Origin of the sequence: Curtobacterium sp. MCPF17_047 (genome assembly GCF_003234045.1) — a bacterium.
GTDB lineage: Bacteria > Actinomycetota > Actinomycetes > Actinomycetales > Microbacteriaceae > Curtobacterium.
The window spans coordinates 142,686-164,719 of record NZ_QKSF01000008.1; the positions used below are offsets into that span (position 1 = coordinate 142,686).

The window sequence follows — 22,034 nt, forward strand, 5'->3', positions numbered from 1 at the left end:
GCCCCGCAGCAGACCAGGAGGACGACCGTGCCGAGACCTCGGACGTTCGACGAAGCCGACGTCGTCGCCCGCGCCCGGAAGGCGTTCGCCGAGACGGGCTATGCCGGCACGTCCCTCGACACCCTCCTCGAGGCCACCGGTCTCGCCCGACAGAGCCTCTACAACGCCTTCGGCGGCAAGAAGGAACTGTTCATGCGGGCGTTCCTCAGCGACGCCGCCGAGGCGGTCGACGCCGTCGAGTCGATCCGCCACGGCTCGGACAGCCCGATCGGGCGGATCCGGGCGCAGCTCGTGAAGGTCGCCGTCGAACACGGGGCATCGCAGGCTCCCCCGTCCCTCTTCACGAAGGCCGCCGTCGAGCTGGCGACGCAGGACGCCGAGGTCGCCGCCACCGTCGCTGCCTCGTTCGACGCCATGCGGGACCACTACGGCGCCTGCATCGCCGAGGCGCAGGACGCCGGGGAGATCGAAGGCACAGCCAACTCCGGCTCGTTGGGAGCGTACTTCTGCGCGGTCATCGAGGGGATGTCCACCCTCGGCGGATCCGGCGTCTCCCGCGCGACGCTGCTCGACATCGGGCTGACCAGCCTCGCCGCGGTCCCGATCACCGACCTGGGACGCGAGCACCTCGGCACGGCCGACGGCGACTGGTCCTGACCGACGACGGCGTCACGGCGACGACGACGCGTTCCCCGTGAACGGACGGGAGGCGCGGTGCCACCTGGCACCGCGCCTCCCGCCCGTCGGTCCGTCGGTCCGTCCGTCCGTCCGTCCGGCGACCCTCCCGCGTCGCGATCAGCGACCGGCGAGCTCGTCGTCGGTGACGTGTTCCTTCCAGGTCGTCGCGACGCTCGGGTCCTCTCCGAGTTCCAGGAACGCGATGTGCTCCATGAAGCCGTCCTCGGGGGCCGAGTGGAAGTGCTCCTCGCCCGGGGCCGTGTACAGGGTCTGCCCGGCGTGGACCTCGATGATCTCGCCGTCGCGCGTCCCGAACCGAGCGATGCCGGCGGTGACGTGCAGGTACTGGCCCTTCTCGTGGGAGTGCCACGCGGTGCGGGCGCCGGGCGCGAACCGGACGAGCGCCGCGGTGGCGTGCTGGCCCGCCTCGCGCGGCGTGACGATCATGTCCACCCAAACGTCACCCGCGAACTGCTCCGGCGGGTTCTTCCGGGTCGGGGTGCGGGGTTCGATGTTCATGCCTGTTCCTTTCCGTTGCCGGCGGGAGCGCCGTCGTTGATGGCTGCGAGGCCGTTGAGGGTGCGGGGGTAGCCGACGTACGGCACCAGGACGGTGAGCACGTCGAGCAGGTCCTGCCGGGTGTTGCCGACGTTGCGGTTCATCGCGACGTGTCCGGCGACCTGGGCATCGGCTCCGCCGAGGCCGACGAGGATCGCGAACGTCAGGAGCTCGCGGCGCTGCACGTCCAACCCTGTGCGGGTGTAGTAGTCACCGAAGCAGTTGCCGGACAGGAACTCCTGGACGTGGACAGCGTCGGCAGGAGCGGTCTCGTACATGCCGTCGACGACGCCCGCTCCGACGATCTCGCTCTGCGTCGCCCGTCCGACGGCGAGGCGGTCGGCGGGGGTGGTGGTCGACTGGCCCTCCAGCGGGAGCTGGACGCCGCGCTCCGCGAGGACCTCGTTCGTGATGCGGAGGAAGTCGATGGACCGCGCCGCGCCGACGTACGCGGTCGTCTGGTAGACGACCTCCTTCGCGACGACGGGGGTCACGCCGCCGTTCAGCGCCGCGCCGAGCATCGTGCGGTACTCGGTCTGGCCGCCGACGGCGATGATCGCGCCGAGCTGCATCGTCAACCGGTCCACGCGGGACAGCGAGGTGTGGCGGAGTACCTCGTCGAAGGCGAAGTCCTGGTGGAGCTCGATGAACTCCGGGTCCGTCGTGGCGAGGTCGGACGGGCTGCCGGGGAGGAGCGCCGCCACCTCCTGCCGTGCTGCGTCACTGATGGGCATGGTGCCGTTCCCTTCCTCGCCGGCCGCCACCTGCGCGGCCGTGTCCGACGGTAGGCCGCGGCGGTGCGCGGAGAGATGCTCCACCAGAGCACCCCTCGTCAGCCCGATGGGCGGGACGAGATGCCGTCCGGATGCACCGACGTTGTCCTCCACCGTCGTTCCGGGAACACGGCCGTGTGCACCTCGTCCGCGCGGCCGACGGATGGGCGGGCCTGCGTCCAGGTGGTCGGAACCAAGACTGGAGCGCGCACGGACCGCTACAAGGAGCACCAAGAACGCGCCGCAGCGAACGGGCGGAAGAAGAAAACCCCCGCCGAAGCGGGGGTTTCCTGTGGCCACCAGATCGGCTTGCGCATCTGTGATGAGACCTGATGCGTCGCTCGCTCCGATGGGATCTCCGCTCGCGTATGCGTACGGGTTGCGTTCCTGCCCCGAGGGGTCGAACTGTGTGAATCGCGCTTGTGCTGTGTCGTAGTACCTTGCGCCAAGTCGATACAGATTGACGGAAGAATCGAAGTAACTCGCGATATAGCGCAAGAAATTGCTGTTCGTAACCGAGCTATTTGAGGAAGAGCGGGTTTCGCCGTACGGTGCGTAGGAATACCCGCCAGAGAACGATCCGGCCTTGTCGAACAAACCAACGACGGATCCGAGGGAATCGAGAATGAAGTAGACATTTGCTGCATTCGGAGCTCGGCTGCCGACAATCTCACCGCTGTTGCTTCGAGTGTAAGCAGTGACTCCTGCAGAGGTGTTCTCGGTCATGAGGCCGAGCGACGAGTTCGTGTAGGCGGTCGACGACGCACTACGGGTGACGCCCCTGGCACCGCTTGGGCTAATTTTTAGCGGATACTCAGGTTCGGGCAGTACTCCCCAAACAGGGGTCACCCACGGCGAGAGCATGCACGTGCGAGTATCTGCGAGACGTTCAATGACAGAAGAGGAACCGTGACTCCCCCCAAAGCGCAACGACCAACCGTGCTCGCGCGTCCCGCAGCCTTCCTTGTCACTGGCCCTGCCGGCGCCTGGGTGTGGGAAACGGGCCATGGCTTCGTGAAAGTTGTCCGTCCTTTCGCGGCCCTCCTCGACGGGCTCCACTTTGAGCTCCAGCGGGACGGCCGGGCTCTGCGGTACCGCTCGAATGGCCTTCCCGGCACGCTGTCACAGCGCTGGGTCTTGAATTTGATGACAGGCGAGGAAACAGAGGAAACGCCGCTTCCGTTGCACGAGGAGGTGTTTTTGGGCCCGGGCGATCGTGCATGTTTCGTTGAGATGACCGATGTGGTAGCAACGCAGTTCACGAGAAGCACCTATCGAATATCACTCCCGAATCCCGAGGAATCGATCGCGCCGGATCCTGTACCGATAGTGCCCGAGGATGGACTCTATCGTCTGCCCACTACGTTTCTTCGGGGATCCAACTGGAGTGGTAGGCCAGTACAGTTCTCCCCATCAGGTACACAGTTGGCCATCAACTTTCAATGGTGGGGAAATCCAGTCCCAGCAGTCGATATAATCAACTTCGATGGGTCGTGGGGTCGACGCCGATACGGCTTTGAGATTACCAGTTCAGCGTCATGGAACGCGTCGGGGAGTCATCTGCTCGGCGTGCATGTCAATGTCGGGCAAGTGGTTGACTTCACCGTCACCGTCCTTGACGTTGAAAAAAATAAAATCGTTGCTTCCCTCAAGTATCCGGCCGACCTTGATTGGGTGCCACTCGGCTGGGCAGGAAATTCGGAAGTCTTGTGTTACAAGCTGGAGGGGAGGGCAATGCGGCTAGCCGCGACTGATGTTTTCTCGACTCATGAAGAAGAAGTGGCGACCATCAAACTGCCGTTTGCAGGACAGGACCTCGGGACAATCGAACTTGCTTCCGACGTAGCCTTGGAGGGCCTGGACTCTTTCAGGATATGAAAGCGCCCGTTGGGGTGGTGAATGAGAACAAGGGGCATGCTGCACCCTCACCGGCGAACTGGACGTTGGTCCACTCGCGGCTCCCGGTCATCAGGATCCGCGCCGTCATGCGGCCACCGTCGTGCGGGGGCGTTTCCATCGCGGCATCAGGTCGTCCGGGTCGAGGGCCTCGGAGAACTCGAGCTCGACGTCGGGCTGATCGACGGGGGAGCCGAAGGTGTGCCAGCCCTCAGGGGGTGCGACCCAACCCGCCACGCCGTCGGCGGGCTCGCCAGCTCCGATGGCCAGCCATCGAGGTGAGACACGCAGCGCCTTGGCGAAGCTCTGGAACTCATCGCGGGTGACGCGCCGCGTCGACCGGAGCAGCTCGAGGAACCGCTCGTGGGTGAGCCCCGCGCGGGCCATGATCGTGTTGCTCCGGTCGGCTCCGCCCGGCAGCGCCTGGATCGTCCCATGGACGCGGGCCTGATAGGCGACGTCGGCGCCGCGACGAACGACAGCCACGCTGTGCTGATGCTCCGGCCGAGCTCCCCTCGTGCGTATCCATGTGTCCATCCAGTCAGAGTCGATACCCCTGCACGAACCCCCATCTCGGGGCGCGAACGCGGGTGGCTCGGCTTGTCGTTATAACGGCACCCGACGCGGACGGGACACTGTGGTGAGGCCCCTGATCAGAAGAGGACACGATGGCCAGCACGGAGAGCACGGTCGGCACGTCCGAACGCAAGCGAATCTCGATCCCGAAGGTCGACACGTCCGTACTCTCGATTGGTGGGAGCGTCAGCACGACGCGGGTATGTCGATACGGGTCCTCATCCGCCGTGAAATCGAGCGGAGTGGCTACTCGGACGTGGTCCATAGCCGCGTCGAACAGCGGCTCCGCGACGGCGAAGCCTGAAACGCGCACACGCGCAGCCACTGGCAACCGCTCGAGCACGCCGGTTGAGGATGACCCCGGAACGTGACCGCCACCAAATGACCCCACGGTTCGGGGGTCAATCTCGACCGCGCGCCACCAAATGACCCCACGGTTCGGGGCTCCGTCTCAACCGCGCGCTACCAATTGACCCCACGGTTCGGGGCTCCGTCTCAACCGCGCGCCACCAATTGGCCCCAGGCCGACACTGCATGGCGGATCGACCCGCAGGACTACCCCGAGTTGCTGCCTCGATACGGCACGAGCGCCACCGAATGACCCCGGGATTCTCACCGGCCTGCGTTTTGATCCCGAAGCCAGGCGCACGCCCCGTCCAAGTGGTCGTCGTCGACGAGGAGCGCATCGCGCCGCAGCTGTATCTCAACGGTCTAAGCGGACTGCAACAGTGCACCGGAGGCCAGCGTGCCTCATCCAAGTCGGAACGCTCCCGATTGACGAGCGAGACGAATCATGTCATCAACTCGCTCAGTTCGGAGCGCCGCTGCGGGGGTGAGGCCGTCGAGGTCATCGCTTGGCGCGTTCAGGCAAACGGCATTGCCCCACGGGTCAACCCGTGCCGGATCGAGTTCCGAGAGTACCTCGCGCAGTCGAGGCAGGAGCTGGCCGCCCTCGTCGATCTGGAACGCGGGAAGGAGGCGGAAGCCGTCCGCAGTCACAACGGCGAGCAGCTCTCCGCTTCGAACCTGCGCGCCGACTGCTTCGCTGCTGATCTGAAACCAGTCGCGCAGACCGGCGGCGTCATAGAACCGCCCAATTCGTTCGGAGAGCGTGTGTGCGCGGAAGTCGGAGGGAGCATGGGCGGTGCCCGCGCTGCCCCGCGCCGCAGTGATGGAGTCCGCGTGGTCCCCGGCTTCTGACTGGGGATCCTCGGAAGAGCGAGCTGAGGGCTCGGGCTTTCGGACGTCGCCGCATTCGACCGCTCCCCGGCGGATCGACACCCGGTGGCGCAGTCGCAACCTGGTAGCCGCACAGCGGGAACCGAAGGCGGGGGTCGTCTATCGACATCCCTCGAGGATGCCTGTCCAGCTCGCCGCTGTGGAACCACGTGGCTGCTCCACCTCCGCGAAGCGCCCGCTTGGACATGCCGACACGCGATTTCTGCTTCGCTGCCGCACTCGAGGGACAGGCGAGGGTGCCTAGGGCACCGGGTCGGACGAACTAGGGCTGACCACGCTGCCGAGGAGGAGGAGGCGACGACGGCAACGAGTCATGCGCTCGAGATGTGCACCAAACGTGCACCAGAGCCGCTCTCGGAAAGAAGAAAACCCCCGCGTGAACGGGGGTTTTCTATGGCGGTACCGGTGGGATTTGAACCCACGGTGGAGTTGCCCCCACACATGTTTTCGAGACATGATCCTTCGGCCGCTCGGACACGGTACCGGGAAAGAGTTTACACGATCCGGGAGGCCCCCGGCGACACCCCAGCACGCCTCCCCTCCACAGGCGCGCACCTCCGGCGCCTCGTCCCCAGACCGTCACGACGGTGACCTCGACCCGAGGGTCCGCGCGTACCGTCTCCGGCATGAGAACGCGCACCCTCGTCGCCCTGCTGTCCTCCCTCGCCGGCGCCGCAGTCGTCAGCGGAGCAGCTGGCTTCGGCGCACGAGCGGGGATCCGGGGACAGCGGGCTGCGTCGCAGCGTGTGGTCGACATGCTCCCGGTGCACGCCGACTGGTGGCGCGAACGGCTCCACCACGAGGGCCAGTTGACGTACCTGGCGATCGGGGACTCGGCGGCACAGGGCGTCGGTGCGACGACTCCCGGCCGTGGGTACGTGGGGCTCCTCAGCCGTCGGATCCGGCATCGGTCACGGATGACCGTGCGCGTCGTGAACCTCAGTGTGTCGGGAGCCACGACGTGGGGTGCGAAGAAGGACCAGCTCCCGAAGCTCCGGCAGTTCACCCCCGACGTCTGCACGGTCTCGATCGGCGCGAACGACATCGCCGACTTCCACCCGGACAAGTTCGAGCGGAACATCCGCGAGATCTACGGCGCGGTCCCGTCGCACGCCGTCGTCGCCGAGCTGCCGTGCATGTTCGTGCCCGACCGCGAGCGCAAGGTGGCCGTCGCGAACGAGATCGTGCACCGGGTGGCCGACGAACTCGGTCTGACCGTGGCGCCGCTGCACGCGATCACCAAGCGGGTCGGGATCCGTCGGACGTTCTTCAACTCCTACGGCGATCTCTTCCACCCGAACGACCGTGGGTACGAGATCTGGGCGAGCGCGTTCGAGCCCGCCGTCGACGCCCGGGTCGACACCGTCGCGGCCATCCGGCGGTACCTGTCCGCGCGGGAAGCCGAGGACCTCGGTCGCCAGGCCGGTGAGGTCGCCCACGCCCGCGCCGAGCAGGACACCGACGGCGCGGAAGCACTCGACACGGCGAACCGTCCGAGCTCACTCGACCGCCTGCGACAGCGCGTCACCGGGTCGCTCCCGCTGCCCGGCCGGACCGATGACGACGAGCCGACCGATGTCGGCGGAGCGGCCTAACCTCGTCCCATGGCCCGCCCCCAGTCGTCCTACCGCTGCACCGAGTGCGGCTGGACCAGCATCAAGTGGGTCGGCCGCTGCGGCGAGTGCCAGTCGTGGGGAACGGTGGAGGACGCCTCCGCCGCGACGGCGAGCACCCGCGGCACCGCGTCGATCGCCGTCACCGGCAACCGCATCGCCCGACCGATCACCGAAGCCCGCAGCGGCTCCTTCCAACGCTGGCAGACCGGCATCGGTGAGTTCGACCGGGTCCTCGGCGGCGGCATCGTGCCGGGCGCGGCCGTCCTGCTGAGCGGTGAGCCCGGCGTCGGCAAGTCCACCCTCTTGCTCGAGGTCGCCTCACGCGCGGCCGCGATGGGCAAGCGCGTCCTCTACGTCAGCGCTGAAGAGTCGGTCGACCAGGTCCGGCTCCGCGCCGAGCGCACCGGTGCCATGCACGACGACCTGTTCCTGGCGAGCGAGGTCGACCTCGGCGTCATCCTCGGGCAGATCGAGCAGGTGCAACCGGACCTCCTCATCGCCGACTCCGTGCAGACCATCTCGTCCGCCTCGGTCGACGGCATCGCGGGCGGCACGTCCCAGGTGCGCGAGGTCGCATCGACGCTCATCCGGGTCGCGAAGCAGGCAGCCCTCCCGGTCCTCATCGTCGGACACGTCACGAAGGACGGCACGATCGCCGGCCCCCGACTGCTCGAACACCTGGTCGACGTGGTCTGCCACTTCGAGGGCGATCGACAGACCGCGCTGCGCTTCGTCCGAGCGCTGAAGAACCGGTTCGGTCCCACCGACGAAGTGGGGTGCTTCGACATGGCCGGCGACGGCATCCACGAGGTCCCCGACCCCAGCGGCCTGTTCATGTCCCGCAACGGCGCCCCGGTGTCCGGCACGTGCATCACCGTGGCGATGGAAGGCCGACGTGCCCTCCCGGTCGAGATCCAGGCGCTCGTCGTCCCGAGTTCCGCGCCGCAGCCACGTCGGGTCGTGAACGGTGTCGACGCGTCCCGGGTGGCGATGCTCCTCGCGGTGTTGGAGCGCCGCGCCGGCATCAAGCTGTCGGACGCCGACGTCTACGTGTCGACGGTCGGTGGCATGAAGCTCACCGAGCCGGGCGCCGACCTGGCGATCGTGCTCGCCCTGGCGAGTGCTGCTCGGGACCGCCCGTACCCGCACACCCTCGCCGCGATCGGCGAGATCAGCCTGGCCGGCGAGATCCGCGCGGCGACCGGCGCGAAGCAGCGGGCGAACGAGGCCGGACGTCTGGGCTTCACGACCGTCCTCGGGGCTGACGCCGAGCACCTGCGCGAAGCCCTGCGGGTCGCGTTCTCGATGACGCGGTCTCCGCGAGAGCGCGAGCTCGACGCCGCGTTCTGAGATCGGCAGCCCGTCTGGATTTCCAGACACAGCCTCCAGACCGGTCAGGCGCGCAGCGCGGCCAACAGGTCCGCCGGTTCCGACTGCATGGTGTGCGGCCCGGCGATGTCGAAGAACACACCCTCGAGCGAGTCGAGGTGTGCCGCCAGGAACTCCTCGAGCCGAGCGGCGTCGTAGACCATCACCTGCCGGAGCTTCTCGCCCGGCACCATCGCCGTGTACGCGTCCGCCGACGAGAACAGCAGCAGGATGCGCTTGTCCGAGTCCTCACGACCGAACACCCGGACCTGCATGTCCTTCTTCCCGGTGACGAGCCGCGGGACGATCACGATGTCGTTGCGCAGCGCGTACGCCACCGCAGCGACGTCCTGCTTCGCGAGGGCTTCCTCGAGCTGTTCACTCCGGAAGCGCTGTTCCTTCTCTGCCATCGCCCCTAGTCAAGCAGCATGCGATTGCGCACGGGTCCGGTCAGACCGTCAGACAGCGGAGGACGGGACCGTTTCAGTGCACCCGACCGGCCTGCACCGCGTGCGTCCGGATGCGCAGGTCGGCGGCGAACTGGGCGGTCTCCGGCCCGAGTTCGTCGTCGGGCGCGGACTGCACCAGGACGCCGATCGCCGGGGCGAGGATGAAGCTCGACGTGGCCGCCATGCCATAGTCGTCCACCGACGGGACATCGACACGATCGGCGAGTCCGGACTGGGCCAGGGCTGTGGCGTAGTCGAGCACGGCGTAGGCCGCCTCGTCGCTCGTCATGACCGAGGCGACCCCGTAGATGAGGTACTTCATTGCCCAGCCTTCCGTCGATGTCCGTGACGCTACGCCGCGGCCGCCGTGACGAAGTCGCCCGTCGTCCTGTAGACGCACTCAGCAGGCGCGCTTCGCGGTGATAACTCAGACAACGTCACTACTTTCGCCTCAATCGCAGTCGCGGGAACTCTCGTTGCACGGCCGAAGGGCTGTTCCTGATGGGGAAGCAGCTCTCATGCCGGCACCATCGCCCACCCTCTACCGCTCGACCGCTCCCCGGACCCCCGGAGCGCCGACACCGACCTCGACGTACAAGGACCTGCTCGAGCGGGTCCGGACCGAAGGTCTCCTCGAACGCCGGACCGGCTTCTACTGGGCGGTCTTCGCGTCCCTCGTCGTCGCCACCGCCGCGACCCTCGGCGTGTCCGCCCTGCTCGGCGCGTCATGGTTCCAGTTGATCCCCGCCGGGGTCCTGGGTGTCCTCTTCACGCAGTTCGCGTTCCTCTCGCACGAGGCGGCACACCGCCAGATCTTCGCCTCGCGCAAGTGGAACGACCACGCCGGTCGCTGGATCGGCGTCTTCGTCGTCGGCCTGTCGTACTCGTGGTGGATGAACAAGCACAACCGCCACCACGGCAACCCGAACACGATCGGCAAGGACCCCGACATCGCCCCGGACGGCGTGGTCTTCATCGAGGAGGATGCCCAGCAGCGGCGCGGGTTCCTCCGGAAGCTCGCGATGGTCCAGGGGTGGGCGTTCTTCCCGCTCCTGACGCTCGAGGGCGCCAACCTGCACTGGCTGTCGGTCCGTGCCGTCATCACCGGCAAGGCCGCGAAGGGCACGGCGCAGGAGCGCCGCCTGGAGGCCGTGCTCCTCGTCGCACGCTTCGGTCTGCTCGCCTGGTTCGTCTTCGCGGTGATGCCGCTGGGCATCGGTTTCGCGTTCCTCGCGGTCCAGATGGCGGTCTTCGGTGTCATGATGGGTGGGTCGTTCGCGCCCAACCACAAGGGCATGCCGGTCATCGCCGAGGGGGCGAAGATAGATTTCTTCTCGCGTCAGGTCCGAACTTCCCGTAACATCACTGGTGGCGTGTGGGTGGACCACCTGCTGGGTGGCCTCAACCACCAGGCAGAACACCACCTGTTCCCGAGCATGGCGCGGCCCAACCTGCGTCGTGCGAAGGCCCTCGTGCGTGAGCACTGCGAACAGCACGAGGTCCCGTACACGGAGACTTCACTCTTCCGCTCCTACGGGATCGTCGTCCGGTACCTCAACCGGGTCGGTCTCGCAGCGCGCGACCCGTTCACCTGCCCGATGGTCAGTGCCTACAGATTGCACTGAACCTCTGATCTCCGTCACCCCGCACGATGCCGGGTGCCGCACACAACTCGATGGCAACGTCGTCGAAACCCGCGGTGGTGGAATTCTCTCGCCGCGCACGTAAGAAAGTAAGGAACGCCGAAATGGCAACTGGAACTGTCAAGTGGTTCAACAACGAAAAGGGCTTCGGCTTCATTGCGCCGGACGACGGCAGCGCTGACGTCTTCGCCCACTTCTCTGCGATCGGTGGCAACGGCTACAAGTCGCTCGAGGAGAACCAGAAGGTCGAATTCGAGATCACCGAGGGCCGCAAGGGCCCGCAGGCGGAGAACATCACCGTCATCGGCTAGTACCGGTCTTCGTGAGCGCCGGGCCTGAGGAGTGATCCTCCGGCCCGGCGCTTCGTCGTTCCCACGGCGATGTCCTCAGTTCAGGACGAACTGCACCGACTCGGCTGACGTGATCTCCCCCACCGCGACCTGCAGGTGGTAGCTCGCTCCCCCACCCGTCACCGAGGCACGTGCGGCGTCGCAGGTGGTCGCCGAGGACCGGGTGCGGTCCCAGGCGATGGCGGGCGTGGTGAGCTCTTGGCCGGCCTTCAGGGTGACGTCCTGGTCCGTGCCTCCGGTCTGGCAGTCCTTCGACGACCAGTACTGCTCCGTCCCCGAGGTGATGGTGAGCACCTGCTGTGCGGACCCGAGGTCCATGTGGCACGAGTTCGTCCCGGTGTTCTTGATCGACATCGCGACCTGGGGGTCCTCGCCGGCCGCGTAGACACGCTTGTCGAGCACCGGGGTGAGTTCGATCTGGTCGGTGTCACAGGCCGCGCCGTCCTTCAGGGCGGCTGCTGACGGGGTCGGTGAGGGCTTCGGCGCACCCGAGGCGGCATCCGACGCGCCCGAACCGCGAGAACCGCCCGAGCCGGTGGAAGACCCGGCTGCTGCCGAGGAGGCCCCGGCACCCGGCGTCGGACCGGCCGCGGGGGCTCCGTTGCCACGACCGACGACGATGAGCACGACGACGACCACGACGAGCAGGACCACCCCGAGCACCAGGGCTCGGCGGCGCCAGTAGGTGCTGGGACGCTCGGGGCCGACGGGATGGCGGAACGACGACATGCGCACAGGGTAGACACCCGTGCGAGCCCGGAGGAGGTCCCTCGCCGGGCGGCCGGTCAACCCGTCAGAGGATCTTCAGCATGCGGGTGTTGCCGAGCGTGTTCGGCTTCACTCGGGCGAGGTCCAGGAACTCTGCGACGCCTTCGTCGGACGACCGGACGAGTTCGGCGTACACCTCGGGTGGGACGACGGTCTCGCCGATCTCGAGGTAGCCGTGCTTCGCGAAGAACTCGACCTCGAACGTCAGGCAGAAGATCCGGGCGACACCGAGCTCGCGGGCGTCGTGTTCGAGCGCCTCGAGCATGCGGTGGCCGACGCGCTTGTGGAACCAGTCCTGGTCCAGCGCCAGGGTGCGCACCTCGGCGATGTCGTCCCAGAACACGGCCAGGGCACCGCAGCCGATCGGCACACCGTCGGGCCCTTCGGCGATCCGGAACTGCTGGATCGAGCCGTAGAGAACGACGTTCTCCTTGCCGAGCAGGATCCGCCGGTCGACGTACGGCGCGATGAGCCGCTGGATGTGCGGGACGTCGGACGCGAGCGCCGGGCGCACCAGGATCCCGTGGTCGTCCCGTTCGGAGAACGCATGCCGTCCGTGCTCAGTCATCCGGCCCAGCCTACGTCTCCGCCGCCGGCCCCGGCCGCGCAGCACCCCGTCCCGCGCCGCGCCGCACCGCATCCCGGCCCGGGCGGCCCCGTCCGACCCACCACGTCACACGCCGTCATCGGGGGACATGCGTCAGGGCCCTGCACAGGCGCACCGGCCTACCGTCCGAGACACACCAGTACGACGAGCAGGAGGAGCACCACATGCCCCAGATCATCGAGACCGTCGACGTCAACGTCCCCGTCCGTGCCGCCTACGACCAGTGGACCCGCTTCGAGGAGTTCCCCACGTTCCTCGACGAGGTCGAGAAGATCGTCCAGGTCGACGACACCACGACCGACTGGACCGTCAAGGTCGCCGGCCAGGAGCGTTCGTTCCGCGCCCTCATCACCGAGCAGCACCCGGACGAGCGTGTCGCCTGGACCGTCAAGGACGGCGAGACCGAGCACGCCGGTGTGGTCACGTTCCACAAGCTGGCGGACGCTGAGACCCGCGTTACCGTGCAGATCGACTGGGAGCCGTCCGGCATCCTCGAGAAGCTCGGCTCCGCGGTCGGCGTCGGCGGCCATGCCGTGAAGAAGGACCTGCAGAACTACAAGGAGCGCGTCGAGGCCGCCCCGACCAGCGACGGCTGGCGCGGCGACGTCCAGGCCTGATCGCCTGACCGCAGACAGACGGGAGGCCCGGTACCAGCTGGTACCGGGCCTCCCGTCTGTCGTGTCGCTGGGCTGACTAGCCCTCGATCTCCGGCGTGGGCGCCTCGGGCGCCTTCTCGAGCGAGGGAGCGCCGGCGAGGACCTCTTCGCGGCCCGGCTGACGCCCGGTCTCGAAGGTGAACGCGCCGTCCACGAAGTCGACCTTCACGTGGTCGCCAGGGGTCAACTCACCCTGCAGGATGTGCTCGGAGAGCTGGTCCTCGACCTCGTGCTGCATCGCGCGGCGCAGCGGTCGGGCACCGAGGGACGGGTCGAACCCGACCTTGATGAGCTGCTCCTTGGCCGGCAGCGACAACTCGACGGTCATGTCGCGGTCGAGCAGACGGTCGGACAGGCGCTTCACGAACAGGTCCACGATCTGCAGCAGCTCCGGCTGCGACAGCTGCGGGAACACGATCGTGTCGTCGACACGGTTCAGGAACTCGGGCTTGAAGTGCTTCTTCAGCTCCTCGTTCACCTTGCCGCGCATCCGGTCGTAGCCGACGGCCGAGTTGCCCTCGACCTGGAAGCCCACCGGGCCACCAGCGATGCCCTGCGAACCGAGGTTCGTGGTCATGATGATGACGGTGTTCTTGAAGTCGACCACGCGGCCCTGACCATCGGTCAGACGACCCTCTTCGAGGACCTGCAGCAGCGAGTTGAAGATGTCCGGGTGGGCCTTCTCGATCTCGTCGAACAGCACCACGGAGAACGGCTTGCGGCGCACCTTCTCGGTGAGCTGGCCGCCCTCCTCGAACCCGACGAACCCGGGAGGGGCACCGAACAGGCGCGAGACGGTGTGCTTCTCGCCGAACTCCGACATGTCGAGGGAGATCAGTGCGCCCTCGTCGTCGAACAGGAACTCCGCGAGCGCCTTGGCGAGCTCGGTCTTGCCGACGCCCGTCGGCCCAGCGAAGATGAACGAGCCCGAGGGGCGGTTCGGGTCCTTGAGACCGGCACGGGTGCGACGGATGGTCTTGGAGAGTGCCGAGATGGCCTCCTCCTGACCGATGACGCGCTGGTGCAGTGCCTTCTCCATGAAGACGAGACGCGAGGTCTCCTCTTCGGTGAGCTTGAACACCGGGATGCCCGTGGCCTGCGCCAGGACCTCGGCGATGATGCCCTCGTCGACGGTGCCGGATGCGGCGACGTCACCCGCGCGCCACTGCTTCTCGAGGCGGAGACGCTCGCCGAGGAGCTTCTTCTCCTCGTCGCGCAGGCTCGCGGCCTTCTCGAAGTCCTGCTCCTCGATGGCGGCTTCCTTCTGCCCGCGGACCGTCGAGATCTTCTCGTCGAACTCGCGGAGCTCCGGCGGCGCCGACAGGATCGACAGACGCAGGCGAGCGCCGGCCTCGTCGATCAGGTCGATGGCCTTGTCCGGCAGGAAGCGGTCCTGCACGTAGCGGTCCGCCAGGTTCGCCGCGGAGACGATCGCCCCGTCGGTGATGGACACCTTGTGGAACGCCTCGTACTTGTCGCGGAGACCCTTGAGGATGTTGATGGTGTGCGGCAGCGACGGCTCGTTGACCTGCACCGACTGGAAGCGGCGCTCGAGAGCGGCGTCCTTCTCGAAGTGCTTGCGGTACTCGTCGAGCGTGGTGGCGCCGATGGTCTGGAGCTCACCGCGGGCCAGGAGCGGCTTGAGGATCGAGGCCGCGTCGATCGCACCCTCGGCAGCACCGGCACCGACGAGCGTGTGGATCTCGTCGATGAAGACGATGATGTCGCCGCGGGTGCGGATCTCCTTCGTGACCTTCTTCAGGCGCTCCTCGAAGTCACCGCGGTAGCGGGACCCGGCGATGAGCGACCCGAGGTCGAGCGAGTAGAGCTGCTTGTCCTTCAGCGTCTCGGGCACGTCGCCCTTGACGATCGCCTGGGCGAGGCCCTCGACGACGGCGGTCTTGCCGACGCCGGGCTCGCCGATCAGGACGGGGTTGTTCTTGGAGCGGCGGGAGAGGATCTGCATGACCCGCTCCATCTCCTTCTCGCGCCCGATGACGGGGTCGAGCTTGCCGTCGCGCGCGGCCTGGGTGAGGTTCCGACCGAACTGGTCGAGGACCTGCGAACCCTGCTGCTGGCCGTTCTGCTGCTGCTCGCCGCCGACGGCGACCGCTTCCTTGCCCTGGTAGCCGGACAGGAGCTGGATGACCTGCTGGCGGACCCGGTTGAGGTCGGCGCCGAGCTTCACCAGGACCTGGGCTGCGACACCCTCGCCCTCGCGGATCAGACCGAGCAGGATGTGCTCGGTCCCGATGTAGTTGTGGCCGAGCTGCAGCGCTTCGCGCAGTGACAGCTCGAGGACCTTCTTGGCACGCGGCGTGAACGGGATGTGCCCGGTCGGCTGCTGCTGGCCCTGCCCGATGATGTCCTGCACCTGCTCGCGGACGGCATCGAGGGAGATACCGAGCGACTCCAGCGCCTTGGCGGCGACGCCCTCGCCCTCGTGGATGAGGCCGAGGAGGATGTGCTCCGTACCGATGTAGTTGTGGTTGAGCATCTTCGCTTCTTCTTGAGCGAGGACGACAACACGACGGGCCCGGTCGGTGAATCTCTCGAACATGTGCTCTCCCTTGGCCCCGAACGAACCGGGGCCGACAGCCGGACTCGTGTGAGTCCGGTCACGTACATCGAGACTAACCAGCGCTCCCCGTCAGGGCTGCCCCTGTTCGCCGTGGGCGTGAACCCCGTGCGTGTGCTGCGCGCAGCGGCCTGGAGGCCCGTCCCGGGTCCCCGGGACGCCTCCCGTCCGGCGGCACTCGCGCCCGGCTCCGAGGGCTCGCCGGTACGATCCGGGACATGGAGCAGCCCGTCGTCGGCCTCGTCGTCCACCCCTCGAAGAACGTGCAGGAGTCCGTCGACGTCCTGGACCGCTGGAACGCGTCCGGAGCCGGGCGTCTGGTCGCCCGGCGGATCGACGCCGCTCGCCTGGGCAGCGCGATCGACGCGGTGGACGACGACGAGTTCACGGACACGGTCGACCTGGTCGTGGCACTCGGCGGTGACGGCACGATGCTCGGTGCGATGCGCCTCGTCGCACGGCGCCCGGTCCCGGTGCTCGGGGTGAACTACGGCAACGTCGGGTTCCTGGTCGAGATCGAACCACCCGAGCTCGAGTCCGCGCTGGAACGGCTCTCCGCCGGCGACTACCAGCTCGAACCCCACCACGCCCTCGAAGCGCGACTGTCGTGGGGCGGTTCCCGCACCGACTACCTCGCGTTCAACGACATCACCATCGTCCGACGCCCCGGCGCCGGGCAGGTCTCCGCCGACCTCAGCGTCGGCGGACTCGGCTACGGCTACTACCGCGCGGACGCCATCGTCGCGTCGACGCCGGCCGGATCGACCGCCTACAACTACGCCGCCGGTGGCCCGGTGCTCTCCCCGGCACTCTCCGGCTCCGTGGTGACCCCGGTGGCACCGATGGCGGGGATCGACCGCTCCGTGGTGCTCGCCGCCCGGGAGCGCTACCGCTTCGACATCGCCGATGGCACCCGCAGCGCGGCCCTCGAGGTCGACGGGCTCGTCGTCGGCGAGGTCGCCACCGGCGCACAGCTGGAGGTCCGGCTCCGCAAGGACGCCGGCAGCGTGGTCCGGCTGGACGCCGAGCGGCACGGTCGGACCGGGCGCCTCAAGCTCGGCCTGCTGGACCTGCCGCTCCGACCGGACCAGCTCATCGAGCTGATCCCGCACGACCTGCGGCAGAAGCTGCACCGGGAGACCGAGGACTGACGCGATCCGCGCCTCCCGACCGACGACCACAGGGCAGGCCCGCGGGGACGACGGAAGGCCCGCCCGGTTCGCACCGGACGGGCCTTCGCTCCCATCACCCCACAGGCCGTCGTCCCACGGACGGCCCGGATCCCCGCACCGGACCCTGACGGGTCCAGCCGAAGTCTGCTGACCTACTCGGTCAGGTACAGCTGCATGTCCTGCGAGACGGCCTTCGCGAACAGGCGCAGCTTCGCACGCGACTCGACACGGCTGACCGCCTGTCGGGTGGTGTGCACGATCTTCGAGATCTCGTCGAGCGTCATCGGCTTGTCGTCGTCCAGGCCGTAGCGCATGCGGATCACGTTGGCTTCGTCGCTCGGCAGCTCGGCGACGATGGAGCGGATGTCGCGGTGCAGCAGCGTCGTCTCGGTGAGCTCGTTCGGGCTCGCGGCGTCCTCGTCCTCGATGAAGTCACCGAGTTCGCTGTCGTCCGAGTCACCGACGACCGTGTGGATCGAGACCGGCTCGTGCGAGCGGCCCTTGAGGTCGACGAGTTCCTCGACGCTCATGCTCAGCTCGGCGGCCACTTCCTCCGGCATCGGCGCGCGGCCGAGGTCGACGGTCAGGTCACGCTCGGTGCGCGAGATCTTGTTGATCAGTTCGACGGTGTGCACCGGGATGCGGATGGTGCGCGCCTTGTCGGCGAGACCACGCGAGATCGCCTGGCGGATCCACCAGGTGGCGTAGGTCGAGAACTTGTAGCCCTGCGTGAAGTCGAACTTCTCGACCGCACGGACCAGGCCGAGGTTGCCCTCCTGGATGACGTCCATGAACGGCAGGCCGCGCTGCGAGTAGCGCTTGGCGATGCTGACGACCAGGCGGAGGTTCGAGGTGATCATGCGCTCCTTGGCGCGCTCACCGTCGCGGACGAGCCAGCGGAGTTCGCGCTCGAGCGACTTCTCGAGGCCGGACTCGGTGTGGAGCTTCTCCTCGGCGAACAGGCCGACCTCGATGCGGCGGGCGATGTCCGCCTCTTCCTCGGCGGTGAGGAGGGCGAGTCGGCCGATGTGACGGAGGTAGTCGCCGACCTGGTCGACGGAGGCACCGCGGACGCCGGCCAGCTGCTCGTCGGCTTCGACATCGGCAACGGCGTCGAGCGTGGTGGCCTCGGCGGAGGTGGTCTTGGTCGCTGCCTTCTTGGTGCGGCGCGAGGTGGTGCTGGGTGCGGCCGTTGCGATCGCCATGGTGACTCTCCCTGCCTCTTGCGGTGTTGGTCCCTTGCGGGTTGAGACCGAGTTTGGCGGGCCGGAGGTGTACCCCACAAACCATGCCGATCGATTCTCAGGCTTCTCCGTGCTTCGTCATCGGGGGACACCGGGGCGGGGTACACCTCACTCGGACTCCCGTCGCGGCCGATCCGCGCTGTGCTGCCGATCGGGGCGGAATGACAACGGTGTGACTCCGGCGCAGGACCGAGGGGGACACGTGTACCCCGGGGTGCAACGCCTTCCGGACAGCGAAAAAGGGGTACGTCGCGCCGGATCCGGAGATCCAGCTGACGTACCCCGAAGGAATGCCCGCGAACGATGACGGGCCCGGTGTCACCAGGAGGGTTCGAGCCACCCGTCGCGGTTCTTCGAGACCTCGAGGTCCGGGTCGCGGTCGAACTCGTCGTACTCGCTCTCGATGTCACCGACAAGACTGCGGGACGCGGTGGGATGCAGGATGGACATGCCGACGATGCTCGCACCGCTAGACGTCGGCGGGGTGAACGCGGGCTGTCGGCTCGGCGTCGGCAGGGCGGCGACGGGGCCTCAGGCCGGCGGGTGCAGCACCGCGAACGACGGAGTGCGGTCACGCTCGATGTGCGAGTAGGCCAGCGCCTCGGCCATCCGCTCGTCACCTCGGGCGATCGCGGCGGCGAGCTCGACGTGGTCGTGGAAGGCGTCGTGGACATCGAGCGCGCTGGTCAGGTAGAACAGCCACTGCACCCGGCCGGAGACGGAGCGCATCGAGGCCTGCAGCAGGCTGTTGCCGGTCATCGCGACGATCGCCTCGTGGAACCGGGTACTCGCCTCGGCGATGCGGTACGGGTCGCCGTCCTCGACGACGCGCTGCGACCAGGCGAGTGCCGCCTCCAGCTCGTCCGTCGCGACACCACGGACGACCGCCCGGGCGGCGTGCCCGGCGGCGCCGACCTCGAGCACCTCGCGCAGGTCGAAGAGCTCGTGGATGAGCCGGGAGGTCCAGGTCGACACCACGGCTCCGCGTCGTGGTGTGCTCGTCACGAAGCCCTCGACCTCGAGCATCGGGACGGCTTCCCGCAGGGGGACGCGGGAGACCGCGAGCTCCTCGGCGATCCGGGTCTCCGCGAGCTTGTGCCCCTGGGGGTACTCGCCGCGGATGATCGCTTCGCGGAGGCGCGCGTGGATCTGCCGCGGGAGCGACAGTGCGGGCTCGGTGGTGGTCATCGGGTCAACCTTCGCAGACTCGGGCGGCGGTCCACCGGGCTTTCCGGGGACCGGACGGGGCACCGGGGTCGTCCCCGGTGCCCCGCTCGTCACTTCTTCAGTCCGAGCTTGCTGAAGTCGAGCTCGTTGGCACCGATGTTGTGCGCCGCGGCCACACCCGTCAGCCACTTCTGCGAGACGACCCAGTCCTTGTTGTACGACAGGTTGTAGTAGCACCCTGTCTCGGCGTACTGCTGCGCGGCCTGGCCGTAGAGCGCCTCGTCACCGGTCTGCAGCGCCTTGTCCAGCGTCTTGTCGACCGCGGGGACGTCGCATCCGAAGTAGTTGATGCCGCCGGACTTGTCCCAGAACACGTGGCCCCACATGTACGGGGAGCCGCCGTCCGGGCCGTTGTTGCCGTCGAAGAAGGCGTCCGGTCCGCTGGTCGGGTCGTTGATCCACCCGAAGACCTGCGAGGTCGGGTACGACTTCGCGGTGGCCTTGATCCCGAGACCCTGCAGTGCCGCCGCCTGGATGTTCGCCATCTGCTGCGCGTTGGTGTTCCCGCTGGCGTAGCCGATCGTCATCGTGGTGCCGGCGGGCAGCCCCTTGGCGTAGGTCTTCATCGCCTCGGGCTCGTACGTGGTCTCCTGCTTGTCCGAGCCGTCGGAGAGCATGCCCTTGGCGTACAGGGTGGTCGCCGGCTCGGAGCGACTGCCGAGGACCTGATCGACCATCTTCTCCTGGTCGATGCTCTGCAGGAAGGCGATCCGGGCCTCCTTCGTGGCAAAGAACGACTTCGTCGGGTTCACCGTGACGAGCGCGGACTGGAGCGTCGGCAGCATCGCGCTCGAGAACTGCTTGCTGTCCTCGTACTTCGACAGGCTCGACGACGGCAGCGCCGCGACGATGGTCGACACGTCACCGCGGTCGAACGCGAGCTGCAGCGCGGACACGTCCGAGTAGATCGGCAGCTTCACCGTGGTGAACGGCGACTTGGTGCCCCAGTAGCCGGCGTAGCGCTTCATGGTCCACGAGCTGCCCGGGTCGGCGGCGCTGATCTCGTAGGGGCCGGTGCCGACGTCGTGGGTCTGCAGGTAGGTCTGCGCGTCGTCGGAGCCGGCGTGTTCACGGAGCGCGGTCGGCGACTCCATCTTCGGTCCGAACGGTGACGCCAGGTAGTCCAGGAAGGCGGAGTTCGGGCTCTTCAGGGTGACGACCGCGGTCTGCGCGTCCGGGGTCGCGACGCTCTCGACCCCCTCGACCATGTAGGCCGCGCCGCCCTTGACGGCGATCCGGCGGTCGAACGCCGTCTGCACCGCCGCCGAGGTGAACGGGGTGCCGTCGTGGAACGTGACGCCCTTCCGCAGGTGGAACGTGTACTCGGTGTTGTCGTCGCTGACCTGCCACGAGGTCGCGAGCCGCGGCGCGATCTGCACCTCGTCCGTGTCGTTCGCGTACTGCACGAGCCCCTCGTACGCGTTGAGCACGATGGCCAGGCCGTTGTTCGCGTAGTAGATGTCGGGGTCCGGCGGCTGACCGATGTCGCCGAGCAGGCCGACCGTCAGGGTGCCGTCGGTCGGGGCGGCGTGCGGCGCCGCGGCACCGGCTCCGGAGCAGGCGGTGAGGACGAGCAACGGCACGGCGGCCGCGGCGACCAGGGCGGCGCGGGTGCGTCGCCGGAGGGTGGTGAGCTGCACGGGGGATCTCCTTCAGGGCGGTGGAGCACAGGTGGAGCGGATGAGGGGTGCGGGGTGGTGGAGGGTCAGGTGAGACGGGGGTCAGCGGCGGTCTGCAGGAGGTCCGCGACGGTGTTCACCACGACGTAGACGGCTCCGAGCACGAGCGTCACCGCGGCGATCGCCGGGTAGTCCGACGTCGGGATGCTGTTCGCCAGGTAGCTGCCCATGCCGGGCCAGCTGAAGACCTGCTCGACGACGACGTCGCCGGCGAACATGAACCCGAGCTGCAGGCCGGACATCGCCAGGGCCGGGCCGACGGCGTTCCGGACGACGTGCCGCGCCAGGATCGTCTCCTCGCCGAGGCCCTTCGACCGGGCGGTCCGGACGTGGTCGGCCACGAGCGTGGTCTCGAGCCCGGAGCGCAGGATCCGGCCGATGGCCAGCGCCGGGGCGATCGCGAGCACGGTGGCCGGCAGGACGAGGTGGGACAGCTCGGATCCGACTCCGCCGTCACCCTGCCCGGAGGCCGGCAGCCACCCGAGCTGTGCGTAGAACAGGATGATCCCGCCCAGCGCGAGCAGGAACGGCGGCGCCGTCGCCCCGACGAGCAGCACGCCGCGGTAGACGCCGGAGAACGGCCAACGCAGGGCACCGGACGCGGCGAACAGCCCGGCGAGGACGAGGGCGATCGCGAACGCCGCGAGCACGAGCTGCACGGTGGCGGGCACGGCGGACGCCAGGTCGGTGGCGACCGGGCGGTGCGTCCGGAACGAGGTCCCGAAGTCCCCGTGCAGGGCGCCCCCGACGAAGCGCAGGAACTGCACGGGCAGCGGGTCGTCGAGCCCGAGCCGCTGGCGTTCGGCCTCGACGGCGGACCGGGACGCGTTGGCGCCGAGCGCGGCCCGGGCCGGGTCACCGGGTGAGACCTGCTGGAGCAGGAACACCACGACGCTGAGGACGAGCAGCACGACGACGAGCGAGCCGATGCGGCGGAGGACGGAGGAGACCACGGCG

General features: G+C 68.1%; 22 protein-coding genes, 1 tRNA gene and 1 pseudogene. 9 read left to right on the top strand and 15 right to left on the bottom strand.

Features of this window, described 5'->3' with window-relative positions; all coding sequences use genetic code 11:
- Positions 1-27 precede the first annotated feature (27 nt).
- Positions 28-657: a TetR/AcrR family transcriptional regulator gene (locus tag DEJ33_RS10155; RefSeq protein WP_111077081.1), complete on the top strand. Its 630-nt coding sequence runs from the start codon at positions 28-30 to the stop codon at positions 655-657.
- A gap of 138 nt (positions 658-795) precedes the next feature.
- Here DEJ33_RS10155 and DEJ33_RS10160 read toward each other — a convergent pair whose 3' ends face one another.
- The 3 genes and pseudogenes from DEJ33_RS10160 to DEJ33_RS17765 all read right to left on the bottom strand — a co-directional run.
- Positions 796-1,197, bottom strand: a complete 402-nt coding sequence (locus tag DEJ33_RS10160; protein WP_111076865.1) for a cupin domain-containing protein — start codon at positions 1,195-1,197, stop codon at positions 796-798.
- Entirely contained in the window at positions 1,194-1,970 is a 777-nt protein-coding gene (locus DEJ33_RS17585; RefSeq protein ID WP_258374555.1) for a carboxymuconolactone decarboxylase family protein, read from the bottom strand. The genes DEJ33_RS10160 and DEJ33_RS17585 overlap by 4 nt, the downstream gene beginning before the upstream one ends.
- Positions 1,971-2,345: 375 nt before the next feature.
- Positions 2,346-3,017 (bottom strand): annotated as a pseudogene (locus DEJ33_RS17765) (RHS repeat-associated core domain-containing protein); the annotation flags it as partial.
- Between DEJ33_RS17765 and DEJ33_RS16915 the strand changes: the two are divergent.
- Positions 2,949-3,887: a hypothetical protein gene (locus DEJ33_RS16915; RefSeq protein ID WP_181436488.1), complete on the top strand. Its 939-nt coding sequence runs from the start codon at positions 2,949-2,951 to the stop codon at positions 3,885-3,887. The pseudogene DEJ33_RS17765 and the gene DEJ33_RS16915 sit on opposite strands and share 69 nt — an antisense overlap.
- A gap of 105 nt (positions 3,888-3,992) precedes the next feature.
- Here the strand turns inward: DEJ33_RS16915 and DEJ33_RS10170 are convergent, their stop codons facing one another.
- A complete protein-coding gene (locus DEJ33_RS10170) occupies positions 3,993-4,391 on the bottom strand; it encodes a hypothetical protein (protein WP_111076867.1) in 399 nt (132 codons plus the stop codon).
- A 750-nt stretch (positions 4,392-5,141) separates the two neighbouring features.
- Between DEJ33_RS10170 and DEJ33_RS10180 the strand changes: the two genes are divergently transcribed.
- Positions 5,142-5,681: a hypothetical protein gene (locus DEJ33_RS10180; RefSeq protein WP_111076869.1), complete on the top strand. Its 540-nt coding sequence runs from the start codon at positions 5,142-5,144 to the stop codon at positions 5,679-5,681.
- A 433-nt stretch (positions 5,682-6,114) separates the two neighbouring features.
- Here the strand turns inward: DEJ33_RS10180 and DEJ33_RS10185 are convergent.
- Positions 6,115-6,204: transfer RNA gene (locus DEJ33_RS10185), tRNA-Ser, on the bottom strand.
- Positions 6,205-6,346: 142 nt separating this feature from the next.
- Between DEJ33_RS10185 and DEJ33_RS10190 the strand changes: the two genes are divergently transcribed.
- Together DEJ33_RS10190 and radA are read left to right on the top strand one after the other, a co-directional pair.
- A complete protein-coding gene (locus tag DEJ33_RS10190; protein WP_111194874.1) occupies positions 6,347-7,315 on the top strand; it encodes an SGNH/GDSL hydrolase family protein in 969 nt (322 codons plus the stop codon).
- Positions 7,316-7,324: 9 nt separating this feature from the next.
- On the top strand, positions 7,325-8,686 hold the full coding sequence (gene radA, locus DEJ33_RS10195; RefSeq protein WP_111045023.1) for a DNA repair protein RadA: 1,362 nt from the start codon (positions 7,325-7,327) through the stop codon (positions 8,684-8,686).
- Between the two features lie 44 nt (positions 8,687-8,730).
- Here radA and DEJ33_RS10200 read toward each other — a convergent pair whose 3' ends face one another.
- Positions 8,731-9,114: an SseB family protein gene (locus tag DEJ33_RS10200; protein WP_110904437.1), complete on the bottom strand. Its 384-nt coding sequence runs from the start codon at positions 9,112-9,114 to the stop codon at positions 8,731-8,733.
- 73 nt (positions 9,115-9,187) lie between these two features.
- Complete coding sequence (locus DEJ33_RS10205) at positions 9,188-9,475, bottom strand: hypothetical protein (RefSeq protein ID WP_111194875.1); 288 nt, start codon at positions 9,473-9,475, stop codon at positions 9,188-9,190.
- Between the two features lie 196 nt (positions 9,476-9,671).
- Between DEJ33_RS10205 and DEJ33_RS10210 the strand changes: the two genes are divergently transcribed.
- Entirely contained in the window at positions 9,672-10,778 is a 1,107-nt protein-coding gene (locus tag DEJ33_RS10210; RefSeq protein WP_111194876.1) for an acyl-CoA desaturase, read from the top strand.
- Positions 10,779-10,900: 122 nt separating this feature from the next.
- Positions 10,901-11,107 carry a cold-shock protein gene (locus tag DEJ33_RS10215; RefSeq protein WP_065963953.1) on the top strand — a complete coding sequence of 69 codons (207 nt, stop codon included), beginning with the start codon at positions 10,901-10,903 and terminating at the stop codon, positions 11,105-11,107.
- 75 nt (positions 11,108-11,182) lie between these two features.
- Here DEJ33_RS10215 and DEJ33_RS10220 read toward each other — a convergent pair whose 3' ends face one another.
- A complete protein-coding gene (locus tag DEJ33_RS10220; RefSeq protein ID WP_111194900.1) occupies positions 11,183-11,875 on the bottom strand; it encodes a hypothetical protein in 693 nt (230 codons plus the stop codon).
- A 64-nt stretch (positions 11,876-11,939) separates the two neighbouring features.
- Positions 11,940-12,482 (bottom strand): amino-acid N-acetyltransferase, encoded by a 543-nt coding sequence (locus DEJ33_RS10225; RefSeq protein WP_181432847.1) that lies wholly within the window; start codon positions 12,480-12,482, stop codon positions 11,940-11,942.
- 203 nt (positions 12,483-12,685) lie between these two features.
- On the opposite strand from DEJ33_RS10225, the gene DEJ33_RS10230 reads away from it, so the two are divergent.
- Positions 12,686-13,138: an SRPBCC family protein gene (locus DEJ33_RS10230; protein ID WP_111076872.1), complete on the top strand. Its 453-nt coding sequence runs from the start codon at positions 12,686-12,688 to the stop codon at positions 13,136-13,138.
- 76 nt (positions 13,139-13,214) lie between these two features.
- Here the strand turns inward: DEJ33_RS10230 and DEJ33_RS10235 are convergent, their stop codons facing one another.
- A complete protein-coding gene (locus DEJ33_RS10235) occupies positions 13,215-15,737 on the bottom strand; it encodes an ATP-dependent Clp protease ATP-binding subunit (RefSeq protein ID WP_111194877.1) in 2,523 nt (840 codons plus the stop codon).
- Positions 15,738-15,973: 236 nt separating this feature from the next.
- Here DEJ33_RS10235 and DEJ33_RS10240 point away from each other — a divergent pair, with 236 nt between their 5' ends.
- Positions 15,974-16,906 carry an NAD(+)/NADH kinase gene (locus tag DEJ33_RS10240; protein WP_111076874.1) on the top strand — a complete coding sequence of 311 codons (933 nt, stop codon included), beginning with the start codon at positions 15,974-15,976 and terminating at the stop codon, positions 16,904-16,906.
- Between the two features lie 173 nt (positions 16,907-17,079).
- Here the strand turns inward: DEJ33_RS10240 and DEJ33_RS10245 are convergent, their stop codons facing one another.
- The 5 genes from DEJ33_RS10245 to DEJ33_RS10260 all read right to left on the bottom strand — a co-directional run bounded on the left by DEJ33_RS10245 (position 17,080) and on the right by DEJ33_RS10260 (position 22,030).
- Entirely contained in the window at positions 17,080-18,132 is a 1,053-nt protein-coding gene (locus DEJ33_RS10245) for a sigma-70 family RNA polymerase sigma factor (protein ID WP_111076875.1), read from the bottom strand.
- Positions 18,133-18,489: 357 nt separating this feature from the next.
- A complete protein-coding gene (locus DEJ33_RS17590) occupies positions 18,490-18,621 on the bottom strand; it encodes a hypothetical protein (RefSeq protein WP_258366217.1) in 132 nt (43 codons plus the stop codon).
- A gap of 81 nt (positions 18,622-18,702) precedes the next feature.
- A complete protein-coding gene (locus tag DEJ33_RS10250) occupies positions 18,703-19,359 on the bottom strand; it encodes a GntR family transcriptional regulator (protein ID WP_111076876.1) in 657 nt (218 codons plus the stop codon).
- 89 nt (positions 19,360-19,448) lie between these two features.
- On the bottom strand, positions 19,449-21,038 hold the full coding sequence (locus tag DEJ33_RS10255) for an ABC transporter substrate-binding protein (RefSeq protein WP_111076877.1): 1,590 nt from the start codon (positions 21,036-21,038) through the stop codon (positions 19,449-19,451).
- A gap of 65 nt (positions 21,039-21,103) precedes the next feature.
- The gene (locus tag DEJ33_RS10260) at positions 21,104-22,030 is read right to left on the bottom strand and encodes an ABC transporter permease (RefSeq protein WP_111194878.1); all 927 of its coding nucleotides are present in this window, start codon (positions 22,028-22,030) and stop codon (positions 21,104-21,106) included.
- Between the last annotated feature and the right edge of the window lie 4 nt (positions 22,031-22,034).

Bases quoted from the DNA above. Each gene is read 5' to 3' on its own strand.
- DEJ33_RS10160 (WP_111076865.1), bottom strand. From the start codon at position 1,197: ATGAACATCGAACCCCGCACCCCGACCCGGAAGAACCCGCCGGAGCAG.
- DEJ33_RS17585 (WP_258374555.1), bottom strand. From the start codon at position 1,970: ATGCCCATCAGTGACGCAGCACGGCAGGAGGTGGCGGCGCTCCTCCCC.
- DEJ33_RS10190 (WP_111194874.1), top strand. From the start codon at position 6,347: ATGAGAACGCGCACCCTCGTCGCCCTGCTGTCCTCCCTCGCCGGCGCC.
- radA (WP_111045023.1), top strand. From the start codon at position 7,325: ATGGCCCGCCCCCAGTCGTCCTACCGCTGCACCGAGTGCGGCTGGACC.
- DEJ33_RS10200 (WP_110904437.1), bottom strand. From the start codon at position 9,114: ATGGCAGAGAAGGAACAGCGCTTCCGGAGTGAACAGCTCGAGGAAGCC.
- DEJ33_RS10205 (WP_111194875.1), bottom strand. From the start codon at position 9,475: ATGAAGTACCTCATCTACGGGGTCGCCTCGGTCATGACGAGCGACGAG.
- DEJ33_RS10210 (WP_111194876.1), top strand. From the start codon at position 9,672: ATGCCGGCACCATCGCCCACCCTCTACCGCTCGACCGCTCCCCGGACC.
- DEJ33_RS10215 (WP_065963953.1), top strand. From the start codon at position 10,901: ATGGCAACTGGAACTGTCAAGTGGTTCAACAACGAAAAGGGCTTCGGC.
- DEJ33_RS10220 (WP_111194900.1), bottom strand. From the start codon at position 11,875: ATGTCGTCGTTCCGCCATCCCGTCGGCCCCGAGCGTCCCAGCACCTAC.
- DEJ33_RS10225 (WP_181432847.1), bottom strand. From the start codon at position 12,482: ATGACTGAGCACGGACGGCATGCGTTCTCCGAACGGGACGACCACGGG.
- DEJ33_RS10230 (WP_111076872.1), top strand. From the start codon at position 12,686: ATGCCCCAGATCATCGAGACCGTCGACGTCAACGTCCCCGTCCGTGCC.
- DEJ33_RS10235 (WP_111194877.1), bottom strand. From the start codon at position 15,737: ATGTTCGAGAGATTCACCGACCGGGCCCGTCGTGTTGTCGTCCTCGCT.
- DEJ33_RS10240 (WP_111076874.1), top strand. From the start codon at position 15,974: ATGGAGCAGCCCGTCGTCGGCCTCGTCGTCCACCCCTCGAAGAACGTG.
- DEJ33_RS10245 (WP_111076875.1), bottom strand. From the start codon at position 18,132: ATGGCGATCGCAACGGCCGCACCCAGCACCACCTCGCGCCGCACCAAG.
- DEJ33_RS17590 (WP_258366217.1), bottom strand. From the start codon at position 18,621: ATGTCCATCCTGCATCCCACCGCGTCCCGCAGTCTTGTCGGTGACATC.
- DEJ33_RS10250 (WP_111076876.1), bottom strand. From the start codon at position 19,359: ATGACCACCACCGAGCCCGCACTGTCGCTCCCGCGGCAGATCCACGCG.